General features: G+C 67.7%; 13 protein-coding genes, 2 rRNA genes and 1 other RNA gene (1 of these 16 only partly in view). 5 read left to right on the top strand and 11 right to left on the bottom strand.

The window, feature by feature from the left end; all coding sequences use genetic code 11:
* Positions 1-40: 40 nt before the first annotated feature.
* Positions 41-2,365 carry a xanthine dehydrogenase molybdenum-binding subunit XdhA gene (xdhA, locus tag RAH40_RS01090; RefSeq protein WP_306600195.1) on the top strand — a complete coding sequence of 775 codons (2,325 nt, stop codon included), beginning with the start codon at positions 41-43 and terminating at the stop codon, positions 2,363-2,365.
* On the opposite strand, the gene RAH40_RS01085 is transcribed toward xdhA, so the two are convergent.
* Genes RAH40_RS01085 through RAH40_RS01075 form a run of 3 tightly spaced genes read right to left on the bottom strand, consistent with a single transcriptional unit; the run spans position 2,325 to position 4,736 of the window.
* Positions 2,325-3,326 (bottom strand): chorismate synthase, encoded by a 1,002-nt coding sequence (locus RAH40_RS01085; protein ID WP_306600194.1) that lies wholly within the window; start codon positions 3,324-3,326, stop codon positions 2,325-2,327. The genes xdhA and RAH40_RS01085 overlap by 41 nt on opposite strands.
* Positions 3,323-4,567, bottom strand: a complete 1,245-nt coding sequence (gene aroA, locus RAH40_RS01080) for a 3-phosphoshikimate 1-carboxyvinyltransferase (protein WP_306600193.1) — start codon at positions 4,565-4,567, stop codon at positions 3,323-3,325. The genes RAH40_RS01085 and aroA overlap by 4 nt, the downstream gene beginning before the upstream one ends.
* Positions 4,568-4,571: 4 nt before the next feature.
* A complete protein-coding gene (locus RAH40_RS01075) occupies positions 4,572-4,736 on the bottom strand; it encodes a hypothetical protein (RefSeq protein ID WP_306600192.1) in 165 nt (54 codons plus the stop codon).
* 155 nt (positions 4,737-4,891) lie between these two features.
* Between RAH40_RS01075 and RAH40_RS01070 the strand changes: the two genes are divergently transcribed.
* A complete protein-coding gene (locus RAH40_RS01070; protein WP_306600191.1) occupies positions 4,892-7,285 on the top strand; it encodes a TonB-dependent receptor in 2,394 nt (797 codons plus the stop codon).
* Here RAH40_RS01070 and RAH40_RS01065 read toward each other — a convergent pair.
* The 3 genes from RAH40_RS01065 to RAH40_RS01055 form a co-directional block, all read right to left on the bottom strand.
* Positions 7,275-9,137 carry a PAS domain-containing sensor histidine kinase gene (locus RAH40_RS01065; RefSeq protein WP_306600190.1) on the bottom strand — a complete coding sequence of 621 codons (1,863 nt, stop codon included), beginning with the start codon at positions 9,135-9,137 and terminating at the stop codon, positions 7,275-7,277. The genes RAH40_RS01070 and RAH40_RS01065 overlap by 11 nt on opposite strands.
* A 135-nt stretch (positions 9,138-9,272) precedes the next feature.
* Positions 9,273-10,805, bottom strand: coding sequence for an immunoglobulin-like domain-containing protein (locus tag RAH40_RS01060; RefSeq protein ID WP_306600189.1), 1,533 nt, complete (start codon positions 10,803-10,805; stop codon positions 9,273-9,275).
* Between the two features lie 243 nt (positions 10,806-11,048).
* Positions 11,049-11,321 carry a hypothetical protein gene (locus RAH40_RS01055; protein WP_306600188.1) on the bottom strand — a complete coding sequence of 91 codons (273 nt, stop codon included), beginning with the start codon at positions 11,319-11,321 and terminating at the stop codon, positions 11,049-11,051.
* A gap of 111 nt (positions 11,322-11,432) precedes the next feature.
* Here RAH40_RS01055 and dtd point away from each other — a divergent pair, with 111 nt between their 5' ends.
* Positions 11,433-11,867, top strand: a complete 435-nt coding sequence (gene dtd, locus RAH40_RS01050) for a D-aminoacyl-tRNA deacylase (protein ID WP_306600187.1) — start codon at positions 11,433-11,435, stop codon at positions 11,865-11,867.
* Here dtd and RAH40_RS01045 read toward each other — a convergent pair whose 3' ends face one another.
* Positions 11,868-12,674 carry a hypothetical protein gene (locus RAH40_RS01045; RefSeq protein ID WP_306600186.1) on the bottom strand — a complete coding sequence of 269 codons (807 nt, stop codon included), beginning with the start codon at positions 12,672-12,674 and terminating at the stop codon, positions 11,868-11,870.
* A gap of 61 nt (positions 12,675-12,735) precedes the next feature.
* Between RAH40_RS01045 and hutI the strand changes: the two genes are divergently transcribed.
* Positions 12,736-13,947, top strand: a complete 1,212-nt coding sequence (hutI, locus tag RAH40_RS01040; RefSeq protein ID WP_306600185.1) for an imidazolonepropionase — start codon at positions 12,736-12,738, stop codon at positions 13,945-13,947.
* An 87-nt stretch (positions 13,948-14,034) separates the two neighbouring features.
* Here hutI and RAH40_RS01035 read toward each other — a convergent pair whose 3' ends face one another.
* Positions 14,035-14,265, bottom strand: a complete 231-nt coding sequence (locus RAH40_RS01035; protein ID WP_306600184.1) for a hypothetical protein — start codon at positions 14,263-14,265, stop codon at positions 14,035-14,037.
* Between the two features lie 145 nt (positions 14,266-14,410).
* Between RAH40_RS01035 and RAH40_RS01030 the strand changes: the two genes are divergently transcribed.
* Entirely contained in the window at positions 14,411-15,130 is a 720-nt protein-coding gene (locus RAH40_RS01030) for a class I SAM-dependent methyltransferase (protein WP_306600183.1), read from the top strand.
* Positions 15,131-15,160: 30 nt separating this feature from the next.
* On the opposite strand, the gene rnpB is transcribed toward RAH40_RS01030, so the two are convergent.
* The 3 genes from rnpB to RAH40_RS01015 all read right to left on the bottom strand — a co-directional run.
* Positions 15,161-15,527, bottom strand: an RNA gene (gene rnpB / locus RAH40_RS01025) — RNase P RNA component class A.
* Positions 15,528-15,577: 50 nt separating this feature from the next.
* Positions 15,578-15,693 (bottom strand): 5S ribosomal RNA (rrf, locus tag RAH40_RS01020).
* 95 nt (positions 15,694-15,788) lie between these two features.
* Positions 15,789-17,167 (bottom strand): 23S ribosomal RNA (locus tag RAH40_RS01015) (it continues 1,559 nt past the right edge of the window).

Below are 17,167 nucleotides of genomic sequence, written 5' to 3'. Positions count from 1 at the left end.
TGGCCGTTCGGGGTAAAATTTTTTCATTCCGAGGTGGGCCATGGGCATGAAAATCGTGGGCACGAGCGTCCAGCGCCTGGACGCCGTCGCCAAGGTCACCGGCAGGGCCCGCTACTCGGAGGACTTCTTCGAGCGGGACATGCTGGTGGGCAAGGTGCTGCGCAGTCCCCACGCCCACGCCAGGGTGCTGCGCGTGGACGCCTCCCGGGCCCGGGCGCTGCCGGGCGTCGAGGCCGTCCTCGTGCCCGGGGACCCCTCCTGGCGCCCCTTCGGCACCGCCGGGCACCCCTGGTCCCTGGATCCCCACCACCGGGACGCCCAGGACCGGCAGATCCTGACGGACAAGGCGCGGTTCGTGGGCGACGCCGTGGCGGCGGTGGTGGCCGTGGACCTCCTCACCGCCCAGAAGGCGCTCTCGCTCATCGAGGTGGAGTACGAGGTCCTCCCCTTCGTCCTGACCCCCGAGGACGCCATGGCCGAGGGCGCGCCCCTCATCCACGAGGACAGGCCCCGGAACGTCCTCAGCGACTTCGGGGTGGGCTTCGGGGACCTGGACGCCGAGATGGCGAAGGCCGACCACGTCTTCGAGGGGCACTTCGAGACCAGCGTCGTGCAGCACTGCCACATCGAGAACCACAACGCCTTCGCCTTCGTGGACACCGACGGGCGCATCGTCATCAACTCCTCCACCCAGATCCCGCACATCGTGCGCCGGGTGGTGGCCCAGGCCCTGGGCCTGCCCTGGGGGCGGGTGAAGGTGATCAAGCCCTTCATCGGCGGCGGCTTCGGCGCCAAGCAGGACGTGGTGGTGGAACCCCTGGTGGCCGCCATGGCCCTGGCCGTGGGCGGGCGCCCCGTGCGCTACGCCCTCACGCGGGAGGAGGTCTTCATCGACTCCCGCACCCGCCACGCCTTCAGGATGGACCTGAAGACCGCCGTGTCGAAGGACGGCGAGCTCAAGGCCATCGGCATCAGGCTCCTGAGCAACTCCGGCGCCTACGCCTCCCACGGCCACTCCATCGCCATGGCGGGGGGCGGCAACTTCCGGTCCCTGTACAAGCTCGACGCCGTGAAGTTCGAGCCGAAGACCGTCACCACCAACCTCCCGGTGGCCGGGGCCATGCGCGGCTACGGCTCGCCCCAGGTGTTCTTCGCCCTGGAGAGCCACCTGGAGGACATCGCCCGGGCGCTCAGGCTCGACCCCATGGCGTTCCGCCTGCGCAACCTCATCGGGGTGGGCTACACCGACCCCCTCACCGGCATCACGGTGCGCTCCATGGGCGTGCCCGAGTGCATCGAGAAGGGCAGGACCCTCATCCGCTGGGACGAGAAGAAGAAGGCCAACGCGAACCAGACCGGGGACCTCCGCCGGGGCGTGGGCATGGCCTGCTTCAGCTACGCCTCGGGCACCTTCCCCTTCAGCCTCGAACTGAGCGGGGCCCGCATCGTGATGAACCAGGACGGCTCCATCACCCTGCAGGTGGGCGCCACGGAGATCGGCCAGGGCAGCGACACCGCCTTCGCCCAGATGGCCGCGGAGATCCTGGGCATCACCGTGGACATGGTCCACGTGGTCACGTCGCAGGACACGGACGTCACGCCCTTCGACCCGGGTTCGTACGCCTCCCGCCAGACCAGCATCTGCGGCGTGGCGGTGCGCAAGGCCGCGCTGGAGGCCCGGGCCAAGGTCCTGGCCATCGCCGCGCGCAAGTGCGGCCTGCCGGCCTTCGAGCTGGACATCCGGGACTGCCGCATCGTGGAGAAGGCCCTGGGCCGGGAGATCTGCACCCTCGAGGAGGTGGCCATGGACTCCTACTACGACCGCATCCACGCCGACCCCATCCGCGCCGACGTCTCCGCCAACGTGCGGAACTCCGCCATCGCCTACGGCACGACCTTCGTGGAGGTGGAGGTGGACCTCCGCACCGGCAAGGTCGAGGTCCTGGAGCTGTACAACATCCACGACTCCGGCCGCATCATCAATCCGAAGCTGGCCGAGGGCCAGGTCCACGGCGGCGTGAGCATGGCCCTGGGCGCCGCCCTCCTGGAGCAGCTGCTGGTGGATCCCGCCACCGGGAAGACCCTCAACAACAACCTGCTGGACTACAAGCTCCCCACCATCCTCGACACCCCGAAGATCAACGCCGCCTTCGTGGAGACCTGCGACGCGGGCGGCTCCTTCGGCTCCAAGGCCCTGGGCGAGTGCCCCGTCATCTCCCCCGCCCCCGCCATCCGCAACGCCGTGCTGGACGCGACGGGCGTCGCCTTCGACCGGATCCCCCTCTACCCGCAGGCCGTGTTCGAGAAGTTCCGAGAGGCGGGCGTCATCCGTCCGCAAGCACCCGCGACAGCCGCCCTTCCCTGATCATCAGGTCCGCCAGCACCGCGGCCGTGACCGCCTCCAGCACCACCGGCACCCGCAGCGCGATGCAGGCGTCGTGGCGGCCGCCGACCTTCAGCTCGGCGGGGGCCTGGGTGCGCAGGTCCAGGGTGGTCTGGGGTGCCTTGATGCTGGAGGTGGGCTTCACGGCCACCCGGAAGACCAGCTCGTTGCCGTTGGTGATGCCGCCGTTGAGGCCGCCGGCGTTGTTGGTGGCGGTGCGGCCCTCCATGTCCAGGATCGGATCGTTCACCTGGCTCCCGCGCAGGCGGCAGGCCCCGAAACCGATTCCGAACTCGATGCCCTTGATGGCGGGGATGGAGAAGGCCCCGTGGGCCAGCAGGGACTCCACGCTCTCGAAGAAGGGCTCGCCCAGGCCCGCCGGCAGGCCCTGGACGCGGCACTCCACGAGGCCGCCCACGGAGTCCCCGGCGGCCATGGCCTCCTGGATGGCGCGCTCGATGTCGGCCTTGCCGCCGGCCTCCAGGAGCCGGGCCTCGACCCGCACCGGGGCGAGCAGCTTCTTGGCGACGACCCCCGCGGCCACCAGGCCCGCCGTGAGCCGGCCCGAGAAGTGTCCGCTGCCGCGCATGTCCGCGAAGCCGCCGTACTTCTTCAGGGCCACCCAGTCCGCGTGGCCGGGACGGGGCGTGTCCTTGATGGCCTCGTAGGCGCCGGAGTCCGTGTTCCTGTTGCCGAACAGGATGAGGATGGGGGCGCCGGTGGTGCGGCCCCCGAGGATCCCGGTCTGGATGAGGGCGGCGTCGTCCTCGCGCCGGGGGGTGGTGCCGGGGGCGGAGCCGCCCCTGCGGCGCTCCATGTCCGCGGAGAAGTCCCCGGGCTCAAGGAACAGGCCCGCGGGGCACCCGTCCAGGAGGATCCCCACGCAGGACCCGTGGGACTCGCCCAGGATCGACATCCGGAAGGTCCGGCCGAATGAGTTCACGCGTCACCTCGCAGGGAAGCCAGATCGCTGAAGAATTCGGGATAGGACTTCTCCACGCAGGCCTCGCCCTCCATGGTCGCACCCCGGGCGCTCCGGAGGCCAGCCACGGCGCAGGCCATGGCCATGCGGTGGTCGTTGTGGGGGTCGATGGCGCCGCCCTCCAGGGGCCCGCCTTCGATCTCCATCCAGTCGCCCTCGACCTTCAGGGTGGCGCCCATGGCCGAGAGCTCGGCCACCAGGGCCGTGGCGCGGTCGCTCTCCTTGGCCTTCAGGCGGCTGGCGCCCTTGAGGCGGGTGAGGCCCCGGGCGTGGCAGGCCAGGGCCGCCAGCGGAGGGAAGAGGTCGGGGCAGTCGGTGGCGTCGAAGGTGAAGCCGCGCAGGTCGGCGCGGTCCTGGAGGAGCGCGCCGCCCTCCCAGCGAAGCGCGGCGCCCGCGTCCTCCAGGGCGTGCAGGATGGCCCGGTCCGCCTGGGCCGAGTCGGGGTTCAGGCCCTCCACGGCCACCGCTCCGGCCACGGCCCCGGCCACCAGGAGGAAGGCCGCGCCCGACCAGTCCCCTTCCACGGACAGATCCACGGGCCGGAAGGCCTGGCCGCCTGGGACGACGAAGAGATCCAGCGCCGGGGACGCCTCCACCCGGGCCCCGAAGGCCGCCAGGACGTCCAGGGTCATTCGGATGTAGGGCCCGCTGCGCAGCCCCTCCACCTCCACGCGGCTGTCGCCTTCCGCCCCGGGCAGGGCCAGGAGCAGGCCGCTGAGGAACTGGCTGCTGGCGCGGCCATCCACGCGCACGCGGCCCCCCTTCAGGGGCCCGCGCAGGGTTATGGGGGGGAAGCCTTCCCGGGTGGAGCAGACCACGCCCAGCTGGCGCAGGGGGTCCAGCACCATCTCCATGGGGCGGGTGAGGAGGGAGCCGTGGCCCGAAAGGGTCATGGGCAGGTCCTGGAGGGCGGCCACCGCCGCCGCGGCCCGCAGGCAGAAACCCGATTCGCCGCAGTCCAGGTTCCCGGTCCGGGGCCGCCCCCCGCCGCGGATCTCCAGGACGTCCCCGGCCTCGCGCACCCGGGCGCCCAGGTCCCGGATCACGCCCAGGCAGGCCGCCCCGTCCGCGGAGCTTCCGGGCTGGCGGATGACGCTTGCGCCCGGGGTCCGGGAGGCCGCCAGGAGAAGGCGCTGGAGGTGGCTCTTGGACGCCGGGGCCCGGAGGCGCCCGGCCACGGTTCCGGGGGGGATATGGATCATCGGCTCATTCCGGATCCCCCAGGGCCAGGCGCTCCCGTTCCCGGGGGTCCAGGGTCTCGAGGAACTCCTGGTAGCGCTGCTCATTTTCGCGAAGGCGGGCGCCCATGAAGCGGCTGGCCCGGAGTTCAGCGGGGGTGAGGGTCCGTTCTTTGCGTTTCTGGCTCGCCATGGGTGCATGGTATCGGCGCTTGGAGCGAAATTCCACAGGACGCGCCGAATTTACGCCCTCGCTCAAATAGAAATGATTTTCACTTGAATCAAACAGAAACGAGTTCTATTCTCTTTGAAGGCACCTGCCTTGAATTTTCTCTGCTTGAGGACTGAATGAATCGTTTGTTTTTGCTGCTCGTGGCCGCCTCCCTCCCTGCCCTCCTTTCCGCCGCCTCCTCGGGCAGCGGCCTGATCTCGGGCGTCGTGAAGGACGAGGGCGGCAAACCCGTCGCCGGCGCCGTGGTCACCCTCGAGAACCGCGTCGCGGGGCGCATCCAGACCGCCCGCACCGATGCCCAGGGCCGGTTCTCCCTCTTCAACGTGCCGTTCAACGACTACCACCTGGAAGCCGCGGCCCCGGGCCTCGCCACGGCCCACCGCGACGTGGCCGTGCGGAGCACCCTGCCGCTGCAGCTGGCCCTGAGCCTGCCCCAGGCCGGGGCCGTCGTGGTGGTGGAGGAGCGCTCCGGCCTCCTCGAGGCCCACCCCTCCAGCCACCTCGACATCGACCGCGCCACCATCGAGCAGATCCCCGCGGTGGTCCAGAGCCGGGGCATGGAGAGCATCCTCCTGGCCACGCCGGGGTTCATCCAGGACGAGAACGGGCGCTTCCACTTCCGGGGCAGCCACGGCCAGGCGATGTACGTCATCGACGGCGTGCCCGTCACCGACCAGATGCAGGCCACCTTCTCCAACTCCCTGGACCCGGGCCAGGTGGAGAGCATGGAGGTCATCACCGGCGGCATCTCAGCGGAGTACGGCGGCAAGCCCGGGGCGGTGGTGAACCTCACCTCCAAGTCCGGCCTGGGGACTCCGGGCGGCTTCCAGGGGGACTACAGCGTCGGGGCCGCGCGCTTCCGCACGTTCGAGTCAGGCCTCAGCCTCCGGGGCTGCACGGACCGCTCCGGCTGGTTCGTCACCGCCGCGGGCTCCGGCAGCGACCGGTTCCTGGACCCGGTCAACTTCGAGAACCTGCACAACCACGGCACCACGGGCAGGATCTTCACGCGCTTCGACTGGCTCCTCTCCGGCACCGACACCCTGCGGCTCTCCGCGGGCGGGGGCGCCACGGCCCGGGACGTCGTGAACCTGGCCAGCCAGGAAGCCCGGGGCCAGGACCAGCGCGCCCGCAACGTGGACGCGAACCTCAGCCTGGGCTGGACCCGCCTCCTGGGCCCCGACGCCAGCATCGAGGCCACGCTCTTCCACCGCCAGTCCACCGCCCGGCTGGACCCCACCGCCGACCTGGCGCCGGGTTTCGGGGGGGGCGGTCCCGACTACCCCTACTGGGCACGCCAGGACCGGTCCCTGGACAACCAGGGAGCCACCGCGGCCTACCAGAGGAAGAACGGCGACGACACCTTCAAGGCGGGCCTCCAGTTCGTGCGCTACCCCATCCGCGAGCGCTTCGCCTTCGCCATCACCGACGGCTCCAGGGCCGCCGATGCCGGGGACCCGCTCCACGCCTACACCCCGGAGGGGGGCGGGAACATCTTCCGGTTCGACGAGAGCATCGCGCCGTCCCTGGCCTCGGCCTATGTCCAGCAGGACCTGAAGGCCGGGGACTGGAACCTGGGCCTGGGCCTGCGCCTGGACAGCTACCGCGGGCGCGGCTACGTGCACAACCAGCTGCAGCCCCGGGTGGGCGTGTCCCGCTCCTTCCCGGCCGCGGGCACCCTCCTGCGCTTCAGCTACGACCGGCTCCTCATCACGCCGGAGAACGAGAACCTGGCATTTTCCACCTCCCAGGCCGCCTGGGACCTCACCTCGGCCGCAGGCACGAAGGTGCCGCAGCTGCGCCCGGAGCTCCAGGACAGCTTCCTGGTGGGCGTGGAGCAGCAGGTGGGCGGAGTCTTCAAGGCCAGCCTGGACTACTGGTGGAAGGACAGCGTCAACAGCGCCGACAACGACCAGTTCCTCAACACGGGCGTTCTCTTTCCCACCGCCGCGGCACGGGGCTTCTTCCACGGCATGGACCTCCGCCTGGACCTGCTGGAAGTGGCCGGCTGGTCCGCCTACCTCAGCGCGGGCACCGTGCGCACCATCTTCCGCAGTCCCACCGTGGGGGGCCTCTCCTCGGCCGAGGCTTCCCGGCCCGCCGGAACCCCCTACCTCATCGACCACGACGAGAAGCTCACCCTCCAGCTGGGCGTCCACTACCAGTCCAAGGCCTTCTTCGCGCAGGTGATCGGCCGGTACGACTCGGGCCTCGTGGCCGGCGACCCCGGGAATGCCGCGGGCAACCCGGACTACGCCTTCGGCATCCCCTACGTGCGGGTGACCGACGATTCCCTGGTGGGGCCGACCTGGCGCATCCGGCCCCGCACCGTGTGGAACCTGAGCGCCGGGCGGGAGTTCGCCACCGGCCGCGGCACCTCCATCGTGGCCGGTGCCAACCTCCTCAACGTCTTCGACGAGAAGGGCCTCTACAACTTCCTCAGCGCCTTCGGCGGCACCCACGTGATCCCGCCCCGCACCCTCGCGGTGAACCTGAAGTTCAAGTTCTAGCCTTCAAGGCGTGGCGAACGGCGGTCTCGAACTGGGACCGGTTGTAGGGCTTGGGCAGGAAGCCCGCCAGGTCCCCGCCGGAGAAATCGCCCACCGCGAAGGTCTCGTTGTACCCGCTGGTGAGCAGGACGGGGATGGTGGCGTCCTCGGCCGCCATGATCCGGAAGGCCTCCCGCCCGTCCATGCGGGGCATGGTGAGGTCCATGATCACCAGGGAGAGGTCGCCCCGCCGCTCCTGGAAGGTGGCCACGGCCTGCGCGCCGTCCGCGGCCTCGAGGACCTGGAGCCCCATGGTCTGGGCGAGGGCGCAGGCCACGGCCCGGGCCGGGGCCTCGTCGTCCACGATCAGGACCGTGCCCCTGGCCTGGAAGGCCTCCGGCGCGTGCTCCTCGGGGGTTTCGGCGCCCGCGGCCTCCACCGCGGGGAGGAAGAGCTTCATGGAGGTCCCCTGCCCCGGCTCGCTGTAGACCTTGATGCTGCCGCCGTGGCTTTTCAGGATCCCCATGAGGGCGGAGAGCCCCAGCCCGCGGCCCGTGAACTTCGTGGTGAAGAAGGGGTCGAAGATCAGGTCGATGACCTCGCGGGTCATGCCGCAGCCGGTGTCGGACACCTCCATGACCACGTAGCGCCCCGGCGGGATGGGAATGGCCGGGATCAGCGTGGTGAGGTAGACGGAGTCGAGCCACTGCACCCCGGTGCGCAGGGTGATGGCCCCCCCCTCCTCGCCCAGGGCCTCCGAAGCGTTGGTCACCAGGTTCATGACCAGCTGCTGCATCTGGGCCGGGTCGCCCACGATCTCCGGCAGGGCCGCCGCCAGTTCGAGGCGGATGGCGGCCTTCTTGGAGATGGAGACCGACAGGAGCTCGGTCATCTCCTGCACCAGGTAGTTCAGGTTGATGGGCGAGATCATGACCTTGCCCTTGCCCGCGTAGGCCAGCATCTGCCGGGTGAGGTCCGCGGCCCGCAGGGAGGCCTTCTCGATCTGGTCCAGGTAGGGCCCTGCGGGGCTGCCGGGGTCGAGCACCATGGAGGCCAGGTTGCAGTTGCCCAGGATCGTGGTGAGCAGGTTGTTGAAGTCGTGGGCGATCCCCCCGGCCAGGACGCCCAGGCTCTCGAGCTTCTGGGACTGGCGGATGGCCTCCTCCCCCTCCTTGCGCTGGGTGATGTCCGCGCGGATGGCCACGAACTGGAAGGGCACCCCCTCATCGTCCAGATAGGGGACGATGGTGGTGTCCACCCAGTAGTAGGTCCCGTCCTTGGCCCGGTTCCGGATCTCGCCCTTCCACACCTTGCCCTTCTTGATGGTGCGCCAGAGGTCAGTGAAGAAGGCCTTGGGGTGGTGGCCGCTGTTGATGATCCGGTGGTCCTTCCCAAGCAGCTCCTCCCGCGGGTACTTGGAGATGGCGCAGAACTTGTCGTTGACGTAGGTGATCCGGCCGTTGGCGTCCGTGATGGCCACGATGGCGTGCTCGTCCAGGGCGTTCTTGAACACCTCCAGCTCGTGCACGGCCGCCCCGAGCTTGGCCTCGGCGCCGTTGCGCTCCACGTAGGGCCGCGCCAGGCCGTAGTAGAGCCGGGACCCCTCGCTCACCGCCAGCCGCCACACCAGGGTCACCGGGGTCCCGTCGCTGCGCAGGAAGCGGGACCGCTGGGGCGCCAGGGACCCGTTCATGCGGCTGGTCTCCATCACGTGCCGCACGAGGGGCACGTCCAGGGGGTCCACCAGGTCCAGGAAGCGCCGCCCCAGGAGCTCCCGCGGCGGATGCCCCCAGAGGCCCAGACACCCCGTGCCCACCGCCTGGAAGGCGCCATCGGGCCCCAGGGAGAAGAAGACGTCCTGGTTCTGGGCCATCACCCAATCGAACAGGGAACCGGCACCGTCCTGCGGGACGGCCGGTTCCCTCGGGCATGATTCGTTCTGCGACATGGTGGACTTTCCAACTTCTCCACCATGATAATGAGTCTCGCCCGCTTATGCGGAATTATTCTAACGGACCCGGTTGGACAGGGAGAAGGTCTCGGTGGCCCCCCACCCGACGGCTCCACCGGCCGTGTTGGTCTTGTTCCAGAGGCACTCCCGCACGGTGAACACCTTCTTCGCGGTGTCGATGCTGACCACCTGGAAGGACAGCTTCTTGGGGTCCTTGGCGGAATCCTTGCCCTTCATGGGCGAATCCACCCGGAACACGGGGATGGCCAGCTGGGTCATGGTGTTGTCGACCGAGACGCTGTTCTCGCCATTCCAGGTACGGAATTGATTGAAGTTATCGTGACCGTGGAACCAGGCGACGATGTTCTTGTGGGCCTTCAGGAAGGTGGCGAGGTCCTTGACCTCCTTGGTGGGGGCGGTGGCCGTCGTGACGGCGGTGGCCGGGGCGACCACGTTGCTGATGTTCATGGCGTCCCGGAAGTAGTTGGAGAAACCGCCCGTCCACGGGAAATCCAGGCCGTTGGACGCGGGGTCCCGGAAATTGGCCCCGGTCTGTTCCGGGGGCATGTGCGCGAAGATGAACACCGGCGTGCTGGAGGTGAGGGTGGCCAGGTACGGCTCCAGCTTCTCCCGCATCTCGGCGTCCAGCCACATGTTCAGGAACACGAAGTGCATCCCGCCGAACACCTTGACGCTGAAGACCTTGTGCATGTTGTAGTTGAATTCCGTGGTCAGCAGGGGCGCCGCGGGCTTCATGGTCCAGTTGTAGACGTTGACGAAGGCGGTGGGGTCGCTGGCGGGATTCATGACATCCGGGCCGCCCAGCGCGTTGGAGACATCGTGGTTCCCGGGCGTGAGGAAGATCGGCAGGGCCGCGCCCGTGCGGTCCTTCAGGGTGAGCCCGTCGGCGTAGATGGCCTTCCACTGGTTGAAGCTGGTGGTGGATGAGTTGCCGTTGGACAGGGGCGGGATGACGCTCTTGCTGCCGATGTCGCCCGTGTTCGCCATGAAGTCGAAGTTGCCGAAGGCCGCACCGGCATTGACGCCGTAGTCGCCGGGCGCCGTCAGGCCGGGCAGCAGGTTCATGACGTCCCGCGCCCGGGTATTCACCTCGACGGCGTCCACGGAGGCCGTGGCCCCCTGGAACGCGGCGGCGGCGGTGGTCACGTCCCCGAAATGGCAGTCCGACGTGAAGATGAACTGCACCGTGTCCACCGGCTTCACCACCACGGTGAACGTCCGGGTGTTCAGCGCGGTCCCCAGCGCCACCTGCGCCGTGAGCGTCACCGTGCCGTCCGCCCCCACCGGCGGCCTGACGACCTTCCCCGCGGGGCTGAGGGTCGCCGGATTGCTCGACGTCCAGGTGATGGCGGACCCGGCCGCGGCGCCCTTGGTGGGCAGGGTGACGTCCTTGGTCACGGCGGAGGCGGTGTCCCCCGAGGCGTAGGCGATCTCGATGACGCTCGCGTCGGCCGCGGTGCGGTCGCTGTCCGCGACGGAGGTGCTGCTGCTGCAGGAAACCCCCAGGATCAGGGCGGCCACCGCTGCGCCGAACTGCCCGGCCGGGGACGTGAAGGGACGTTGTTTCATGGTTTCTCCTGGGAAGGTGGACACACCCTGCCCTCCCACCGCATTGGAAGGAGGGAACATGACGAAAAGACCTACGGTCGAATTGCCAAAGATTAAATTGGCAATTCAAGTGCCAGGATCGTCATGACGAGAAGAGTGGCCCAGGAGTATACGAAAGACTCCAAGCCCGCCCCCGGAGGGCGTCGCCCATGCGGGATCCCGCATGCAAAATGCGGCAATCCGCACACCCGGACGGATGCGTCCTCAGCGAGCCCCGGCGCCGGCCTCCACCCGCACCGTGAGTCCTTCCAGGAGGTCCCACGTCTGGTGGCATTCGTCGCAGCTGCTCCGCGGTTCGCCGCAGGGGAAGCCCTCGGCCCCCATGCCCTGGCACCGGGGGTTCTGGACGAAGAACAGCAGCTCGCCGAGGACCTCGTGCACACGCTCCCGCTGGGCATGCTCGGGCAGGCCGCGCAGGGCCTGGATCAGCTTCCATTCCGCAGGACTCAGATCCGCTTGGATGGGGGTCTCGGACATGGGGGCCTCCTTGGCTATGGCCAGTATAGGCAGGGACCCCGCCCAAAGGGGACCCTTCCGGTAACTTGTGACCGGTGCCGGATTGCCGGTAGGGTTGTGGCTGGAGGGTCGATGCGGGCGGTGATCCAGCGGGTGAAGCGAGCGGAAGTTCGATCCGGGGACCAGGTGGCGGCCATCGGCCCCGGCCTCCTGGTGCTGGCCGGCCTGACCAAGGACGACACGGAAGAGCAGTGCCGCTGGGTCGCAGCCAAGATAACCGCCCTGAGGATCTTCGAGGATGCCGAAGGCCGGATGAATCTTTCACTCCAGGAAACGGGCGGGGAAATCCTGGTGATCTCCCAGTTCACGCTGGCAGGGAGCCTGGAGCGGGGCCGGCGGCCCTCCTTCGACGGGGCCATGGCCCCCGGCCCGGCCCGGGACCTGTTCGGCATCTTCGCGGGCCTCCTGGAGGCCGGATGGCCGCGGGTGAAGCGCGGGTTCTTCCAGGAGCACATGGAGGTGGAGCTGGTGAACGACGGCCCGGCGACCTTCATCCTCGAGCGCTGATCACTTCTTCCTGCCGGTCCCCACCATCACGGTCTTGAAGCGGGTGAGGGCCTCCTGCCGGGTGGTCCCTGGAGGCAGGCGCAGCACGGCCAGCACCAGGCCGTTGCCGCCCACGGCCCAGGCCTGGGTCGTGGCGGAGTCCCGGGCCACGGCGGGCGCCGTGGACATGAACCACCAGGCGTTCTCCTTGAAGGTCTCGTCCATGAAGCTGAGCAGGAGCCTGCGGTACAGCCGCACCGCCTCCTCCTGGGCGGGATCCGCGAGCCAGCGCAGCAGGGCCTCGGGGCTCGTGCGCAGCAGGTCCCCCTCGCCGAACCAGACCGGATCGAGGTCCGGCACGCCTTCGGCGTCCGGGAGGCGCCGCGCCAGGAAGGGCTGGAAGACGTCCAGCATGCGGGCCCGCGCGGGGCCGTCGCCGTAGTCCTCCACCCACCGCTGGGCCGACATGCGCGCCCAGCCCAGGAAGGCGAGGCGGCAGTCCTCCCGGAGGGCCTTGGCCAGGTCCACGCGGCCGTGCCCCTTGGGGTTCGTGCACCGGTAGGGTCCCATGGCGCCGGAACACTTGAACGAGGGGCCTCCGCTCTCCCAGGCCGCGCCCTCCAGCTTCGCCCAGAGCAGCTGGGAAAACGCGCCCAGGGGCCCTTCGACCGCGGCGTCGCCGTAGCGGTACACCTCCAGGTCCGGTCCGGCCAGCGCCAGCGACTCCCCGGGCAGGAGGAGCGGCCGCGGAGGCGGGGCCTTCGGAGGGGCCGCGGCCAGCATGGCGGTGGCCAAAAGTCCGGAGAGCGTTCGTGCGCCGATCCACATCTGGGTGCCCCTCGAAGGGAAGTATAACGGCGGCCCGCGCCCCCACGGCATAATGGTTCCCATGGCCACGAGCACCGTCATCACCAACCTGAAGGGGGCCGTTACCCCCGATCCCGCGCGCCCCTGGGCGGTGGATTTCATCGAGGACGCGGCCATCGCCGCGAGCGGCGGAAAGGTCCGGTGGATCGGCCCGCGCGCGGACCTGCCCCTGGACTTCCGCGGCGCCCGGGCCGTCGACGGCCGCGGGTGCTGGGCCTCCCCGGGCTTCGTGGACCCGCACACCCACCTGCTCTTCGGCGGGGACCGCAGCCACGAGTTCAACCGCCGCCTTCACGGCGTCACCTACGCCCAGCTCGCCGCCGAGGGCGGAGGCATCCGCGAGACCGTGCGCGCGACGCGCGCCGCCACGGTCCCCGAGCTGGTGGCCCTGGGCGAGGAACGCCTGCGCTCCTACCGCCGCAAGGGCGTGCTGCACCTCGAGGCCAAGACCGGGTACGGCCTGGAGCTGGAGACGGAGAGCCGGCTCCTGGAGGCCTACGCGGAGCTGCGGGCCCGGGGGTGGAGCCTCGACGTCACGCTCATGCCCGCCCACGACCTGCCCCAGGAATTCGCCGGCGATCCGGACCGCTACATCGCGGAAGTGGCCGGAACGTGGCAGCCCGAGCTGGTCCGGCGCCACCCCGGCGTGGCCTCGCACTGCGACGTGTTCGTGGAAAAGGGCGTGTTCGACGCGGAGCAGGGCCGCGCCATCCTGGAGTCCGGACGGCGCCTGGGCCTGAGGCCCCGCATCCACGCCGACGAGTTCTGCTCCACCGGCGGGGCCGAGCTGAGCGCCGCCGTGGGAGCCGCCAGCGCGGACCACCTGATGTTCGCGTCGGACACGGGCATCCGCGCCATGGCCCAGGCCGGCGTCGTGCCGACCCTCCTGCCCGCCACCACCCTGTTCCTGGGCATGAGGGACTATGCCCCCGCCCGGAAGATGATCGCCGAAGGCTGCCGCGTCGCCCTCGCCTCGGACTTCAACCCCGGCTCCTGCGCCTGCATCGATCCCCTCCTGGTGCTGCGCCTGGGCTGCCTGCAGCTGCGCCTGACCTTCGAGGAGGCCTTCACCGCCATGACCCTCCACGCGGCCCGCAGCCTGGACCGCGGCGACCTGGGCCACCTCCACCCCGGCGCCAGCGCCCGGGTGCTCCTGTGGGACGTCAAGCACCCCCTGGACCTGGTCTACTGGATGGGCGAAGGCTTCCTTCCGGGGATCGTGGAGCCGGCCTGACAGCGGAAGGGCTCGATGAATCAATTGTAAAACGATGAAAGCCCCGGGTTTCCGGGGCTTTCGTCTACAGGGCAGAAACCGGGGTCTTCACTGCCCCCGGCCCTTGAACTCCTCCACGATGTGGTAGATCCGCTCCTTGGCCCGGAGCTTGGCCTTTTTCAGCTCCACTTCCTCGATGGTCTCCTTGGCGGAGAGCCGGATCTTGTTGCGGAGGTACGTCAGCCTTTCGTCGGCCGCCTTGTGTTCCTCCATCAACTTCTTGAACTCGAAATTCTCCCTCGTCAGGCTATCCTGAATGTCTGGGCGGAGAAAGTCCATGAATCCTCCATAAAAAGAATGTTGTCAGCCACTTCACGCATCGGTGGACTTATTCTTGCCCTAGAGTACTCCCGACCCATTCCCCGTCAAGGGATTAGAATCCGATCTTCCGCTCCTTTTTCCCACTTCCATCCGGAGACCCCGCTTGCATTGGTTCGAGAGGGATTTTGACCATCCGCACTACTTCGAAATCTACCGGGACAAGACCCTGGAGGCCGCCCAGGAGGGTCCAGGACTGGCCCGGCTCCTGGACCTGGCTCCCGGAGCGCGGGTGCTGGACCTGCCCTGCGGCTGGGGCCGCCTGAGGCCTGCGCTGGAGGCCTGCGGCTACCAGGTGGTGGGCGGGGATCTCAGCGCCATGAACCTCCGCCGCCACGCCACCGAGTTCCCGGGCCACCTGGTGCGCCTGGACTTCCGCGACCTGCCCTTCCGTGACGGGTGCGCCGACGGCGTGCTCTGCGCCTACACCAGCTGGGGCTACTTCGCGAGCGACGAGGAGAACCAGCGCCAGCTGGACGAATTCGCCCGGGTCCTGAAGCCGGGTGGAACCCTGCTCCTGGACCTGGCCGGCAGGGACTTCTTCATCCGGGCCCTGGCGACCCTCGACCAGGAATGGTACGAGGTGGAAGGCCTCTACCAGGAGCGGGTGCGGCTCAGCTCCGACGGCCGGCGCTTCCTCACGGACCGGATCATGCGTGGAACCCGCTTCCAGCACGACATCTGGATCCCCACGGACCCCGAAGTGCGGGCCGCCCTGGCGGCGGCCGGCCTGGAAATCGACCAGACTTTCGGAAATGTCCAGGGCGCCCCCTGGCTCCCCTATGCCGAGCGCTGGATCTACCGGGCCCTTAAGCCGATCCAATAATCATGTACATGGCAGGACCCCCTCGCGGGGGTCCAGGTGAACCGGTAAGCCGGATTCTGTCGTGGGACGTCATTCCTCTAGGACGATCATCACTGATCGCCTCAAGCGACCTACCCGCTGGCTCGATCGGGCCGATCCTCACTTCCGAAGAAGCTCGCCAGCCTATTTGGTCTTGCTCCGTGGGGGGTTTACCTAGCCCGCCCTGTTGCCAGGAACGTCGGTGGGCTCTTACCCCACCCTTTCACCCTTACCTGATCCCCGTTTCCGGGGCCATCGGCGGTCTGCTCTCTGTTGCACTGTCCATCGGGTCGCCCCGCCCAGGTATTACCTGGCCCACTGCCCTATGGAGTCCGGACTTTCCTCTGCGGGTTAGCGCAGCGACGCCCTGGTCCACACTTATAGGGTACACGAAAAAGCCCCCCATCGAATGGGGGGCTTTGGATTTTAACGTCGCGGCGACCTACTTTTCCACCTGTGTGCCAGGAAGTATCATCGGCCCTCTGGAGCTTAACTGCCGTGTTCGGGATGGGAACGGGTGTGACCTCCAGGGTAAAGCCACGACGAAGGGGTCAGACTTCGAAGTGTTGAAGCGAAGGGTGAGGCGAGACGAGCCTAAACATAAGCATTGTCTCATTGATTGGATGCAATTGATTGATGAAAAGTCAAGCCAGTGGACCAATTAGTATCGCTCAGCTCAACGCGTTACCGCGCTTACACATGCGACCTATCAACGTCGTGGTCTACGACGGGTCTCGTGGGGAGATCTCATCTTGAGGGGTGTTTCGCGCTTAGATGCTTTCAGCGCTTCTCACTTCCCGACATAGCTACCCAGCATTGCATTTGGAAACACAACTGGAACACCAGAGGTCAGTCCATCCCGGTCCTCTCGTACTAAGGACAGGTCCTCTCAAATCTCCTACGCCCACACTAGATAGGGACCGAACTGTCTCGCGACGTTCTGAACCCAACTCACGTACCGCTATTGATCGGCGAACAGCCGAACCCTTGGGACCTGCTTCAGCCCCAGGATGCGATGAGTCGACATCGAGGTGCCAAACCTTGCCGTCGATATGAACTCTTGGGCAAGATCAGCCTGTTATCCCCGGCGTACCTTTTATCCGTTGAGCGATGGCCCTTCCATGCGGAACCACCGGATCACTATGACCTGCTTTCGCATCTGCTCGACGTGTGTGTCTCGCAGTTAAGCTCCCTTATACCATTGCGCTCTGCGGCTGATTTCCAAACAGCCTGAGGGAACCTTTGCACGCCTCCGTTACTCTTTAGGAGGCGACCGCCCCAGTCAAACTACCCGCCTGACACTGTCTTCCACCCGGATGACGGGCGTGAGTTAGAGATCAGCATTGCGCAGGGAAGTATCTCAACGACGACTCCACCGACCCTAACGAGCCAGTTTCAAAGTCTCCTTCCTATCCTGCACAGCACAATGCCAACCTCAATGTCAAGATGTAGTAAAGGTGCACGGGGTCTTTCCGTCTAAGTGCGGGTAACCGGCATCTTCACCGGTGCTACAAGTTCGCTGAGTCTCTGCTGGAGACAGTTTCCAGATCGTTACGCCATTCGTGCAGGTCGGAACTTACCCGACAAGGAATTTCGCTACCTTAGGACCGTTATAGTTACGGCCGCCGTTCACCGGGGCTTAAATTCGCAGCTTCGCTTGCGCTAACCGCTCCTCTTGACCTTCCGGCACCGGGCAGGCGTCAGCCCCTATACCTCCTCTTTGGAGTTTGCAGAGACCTGTGTTTTTGTTAAACAGTCGCCTGGAACATTTATGTGCCACCACCTCGGGCTATGAACCCTACCGTGGTACCCCTTCTCCCGAAGTTACGGGGTTAATTTGCCGAGTTCCTTCAGCAGAGTTCTCTCAAACGCCTGAGGATTCTCTCCTCGACTACCTGTGTCGGTTTGCGGTACGGTCACACGTGGCTCTCCTTAGCAGCTTTTCTCGGCAGTGTAGGATCAGGACTTTTCGTCAGAGCGCTTGGGCTCATGCCCACCGGACTTCCCTGGCGGACACCC

Origin of the sequence: Geothrix sp. 21YS21S-2 (genome assembly GCF_030846775.1) — a bacterium.
In the GTDB taxonomy this organism is placed as follows: domain Bacteria; phylum Acidobacteriota; class Holophagae; order Holophagales; family Holophagaceae; genus Mesoterricola.
The sequence above is the reverse complement of the archived record's forward strand: the minus strand, read 5'-3'. Positions and strand labels throughout refer to the sequence as shown.

What these genes read in the sequence shown, in the direction of transcription:
- xdhA (WP_306600195.1), top strand. Translation starts at nt 41, where the DNA reads ATGGGCATGAAAATCGTGGGCACGAGCGTCCAGCGCCTGGACGCCGTC.
- aroA (WP_306600193.1), bottom strand. Translation starts at nt 4,567, where the DNA reads ATGATCCATATCCCCCCCGGAACCGTGGCCGGGCGCCTCCGGGCCCCG.
- RAH40_RS01075 (WP_306600192.1), bottom strand. Translation starts at nt 4,736, where the DNA reads ATGGCGAGCCAGAAACGCAAAGAACGGACCCTCACCCCCGCTGAACTC.
- RAH40_RS01070 (WP_306600191.1), top strand. Translation starts at nt 4,892, where the DNA reads ATGAATCGTTTGTTTTTGCTGCTCGTGGCCGCCTCCCTCCCTGCCCTC.
- RAH40_RS01065 (WP_306600190.1), bottom strand. Translation starts at nt 9,137, where the DNA reads ATGGCCCAGAACCAGGACGTCTTCTTCTCCCTGGGGCCCGATGGCGCC.
- RAH40_RS01060 (WP_306600189.1), bottom strand. Translation starts at nt 10,805, where the DNA reads ATGAAACAACGTCCCTTCACGTCCCCGGCCGGGCAGTTCGGCGCAGCG.
- RAH40_RS01055 (WP_306600188.1), bottom strand. Translation starts at nt 11,321, where the DNA reads ATGTCCGAGACCCCCATCCAAGCGGATCTGAGTCCTGCGGAATGGAAG.
- dtd (WP_306600187.1), top strand. Translation starts at nt 11,433, where the DNA reads ATGCGGGCGGTGATCCAGCGGGTGAAGCGAGCGGAAGTTCGATCCGGG.
- RAH40_RS01045 (WP_306600186.1), bottom strand. Translation starts at nt 12,674, where the DNA reads ATGTGGATCGGCGCACGAACGCTCTCCGGACTTTTGGCCACCGCCATG.
- hutI (WP_306600185.1), top strand. Translation starts at nt 12,736, where the DNA reads ATGGCCACGAGCACCGTCATCACCAACCTGAAGGGGGCCGTTACCCCC.
- RAH40_RS01035 (WP_306600184.1), bottom strand. Translation starts at nt 14,265, where the DNA reads ATGGACTTTCTCCGCCCAGACATTCAGGATAGCCTGACGAGGGAGAAT.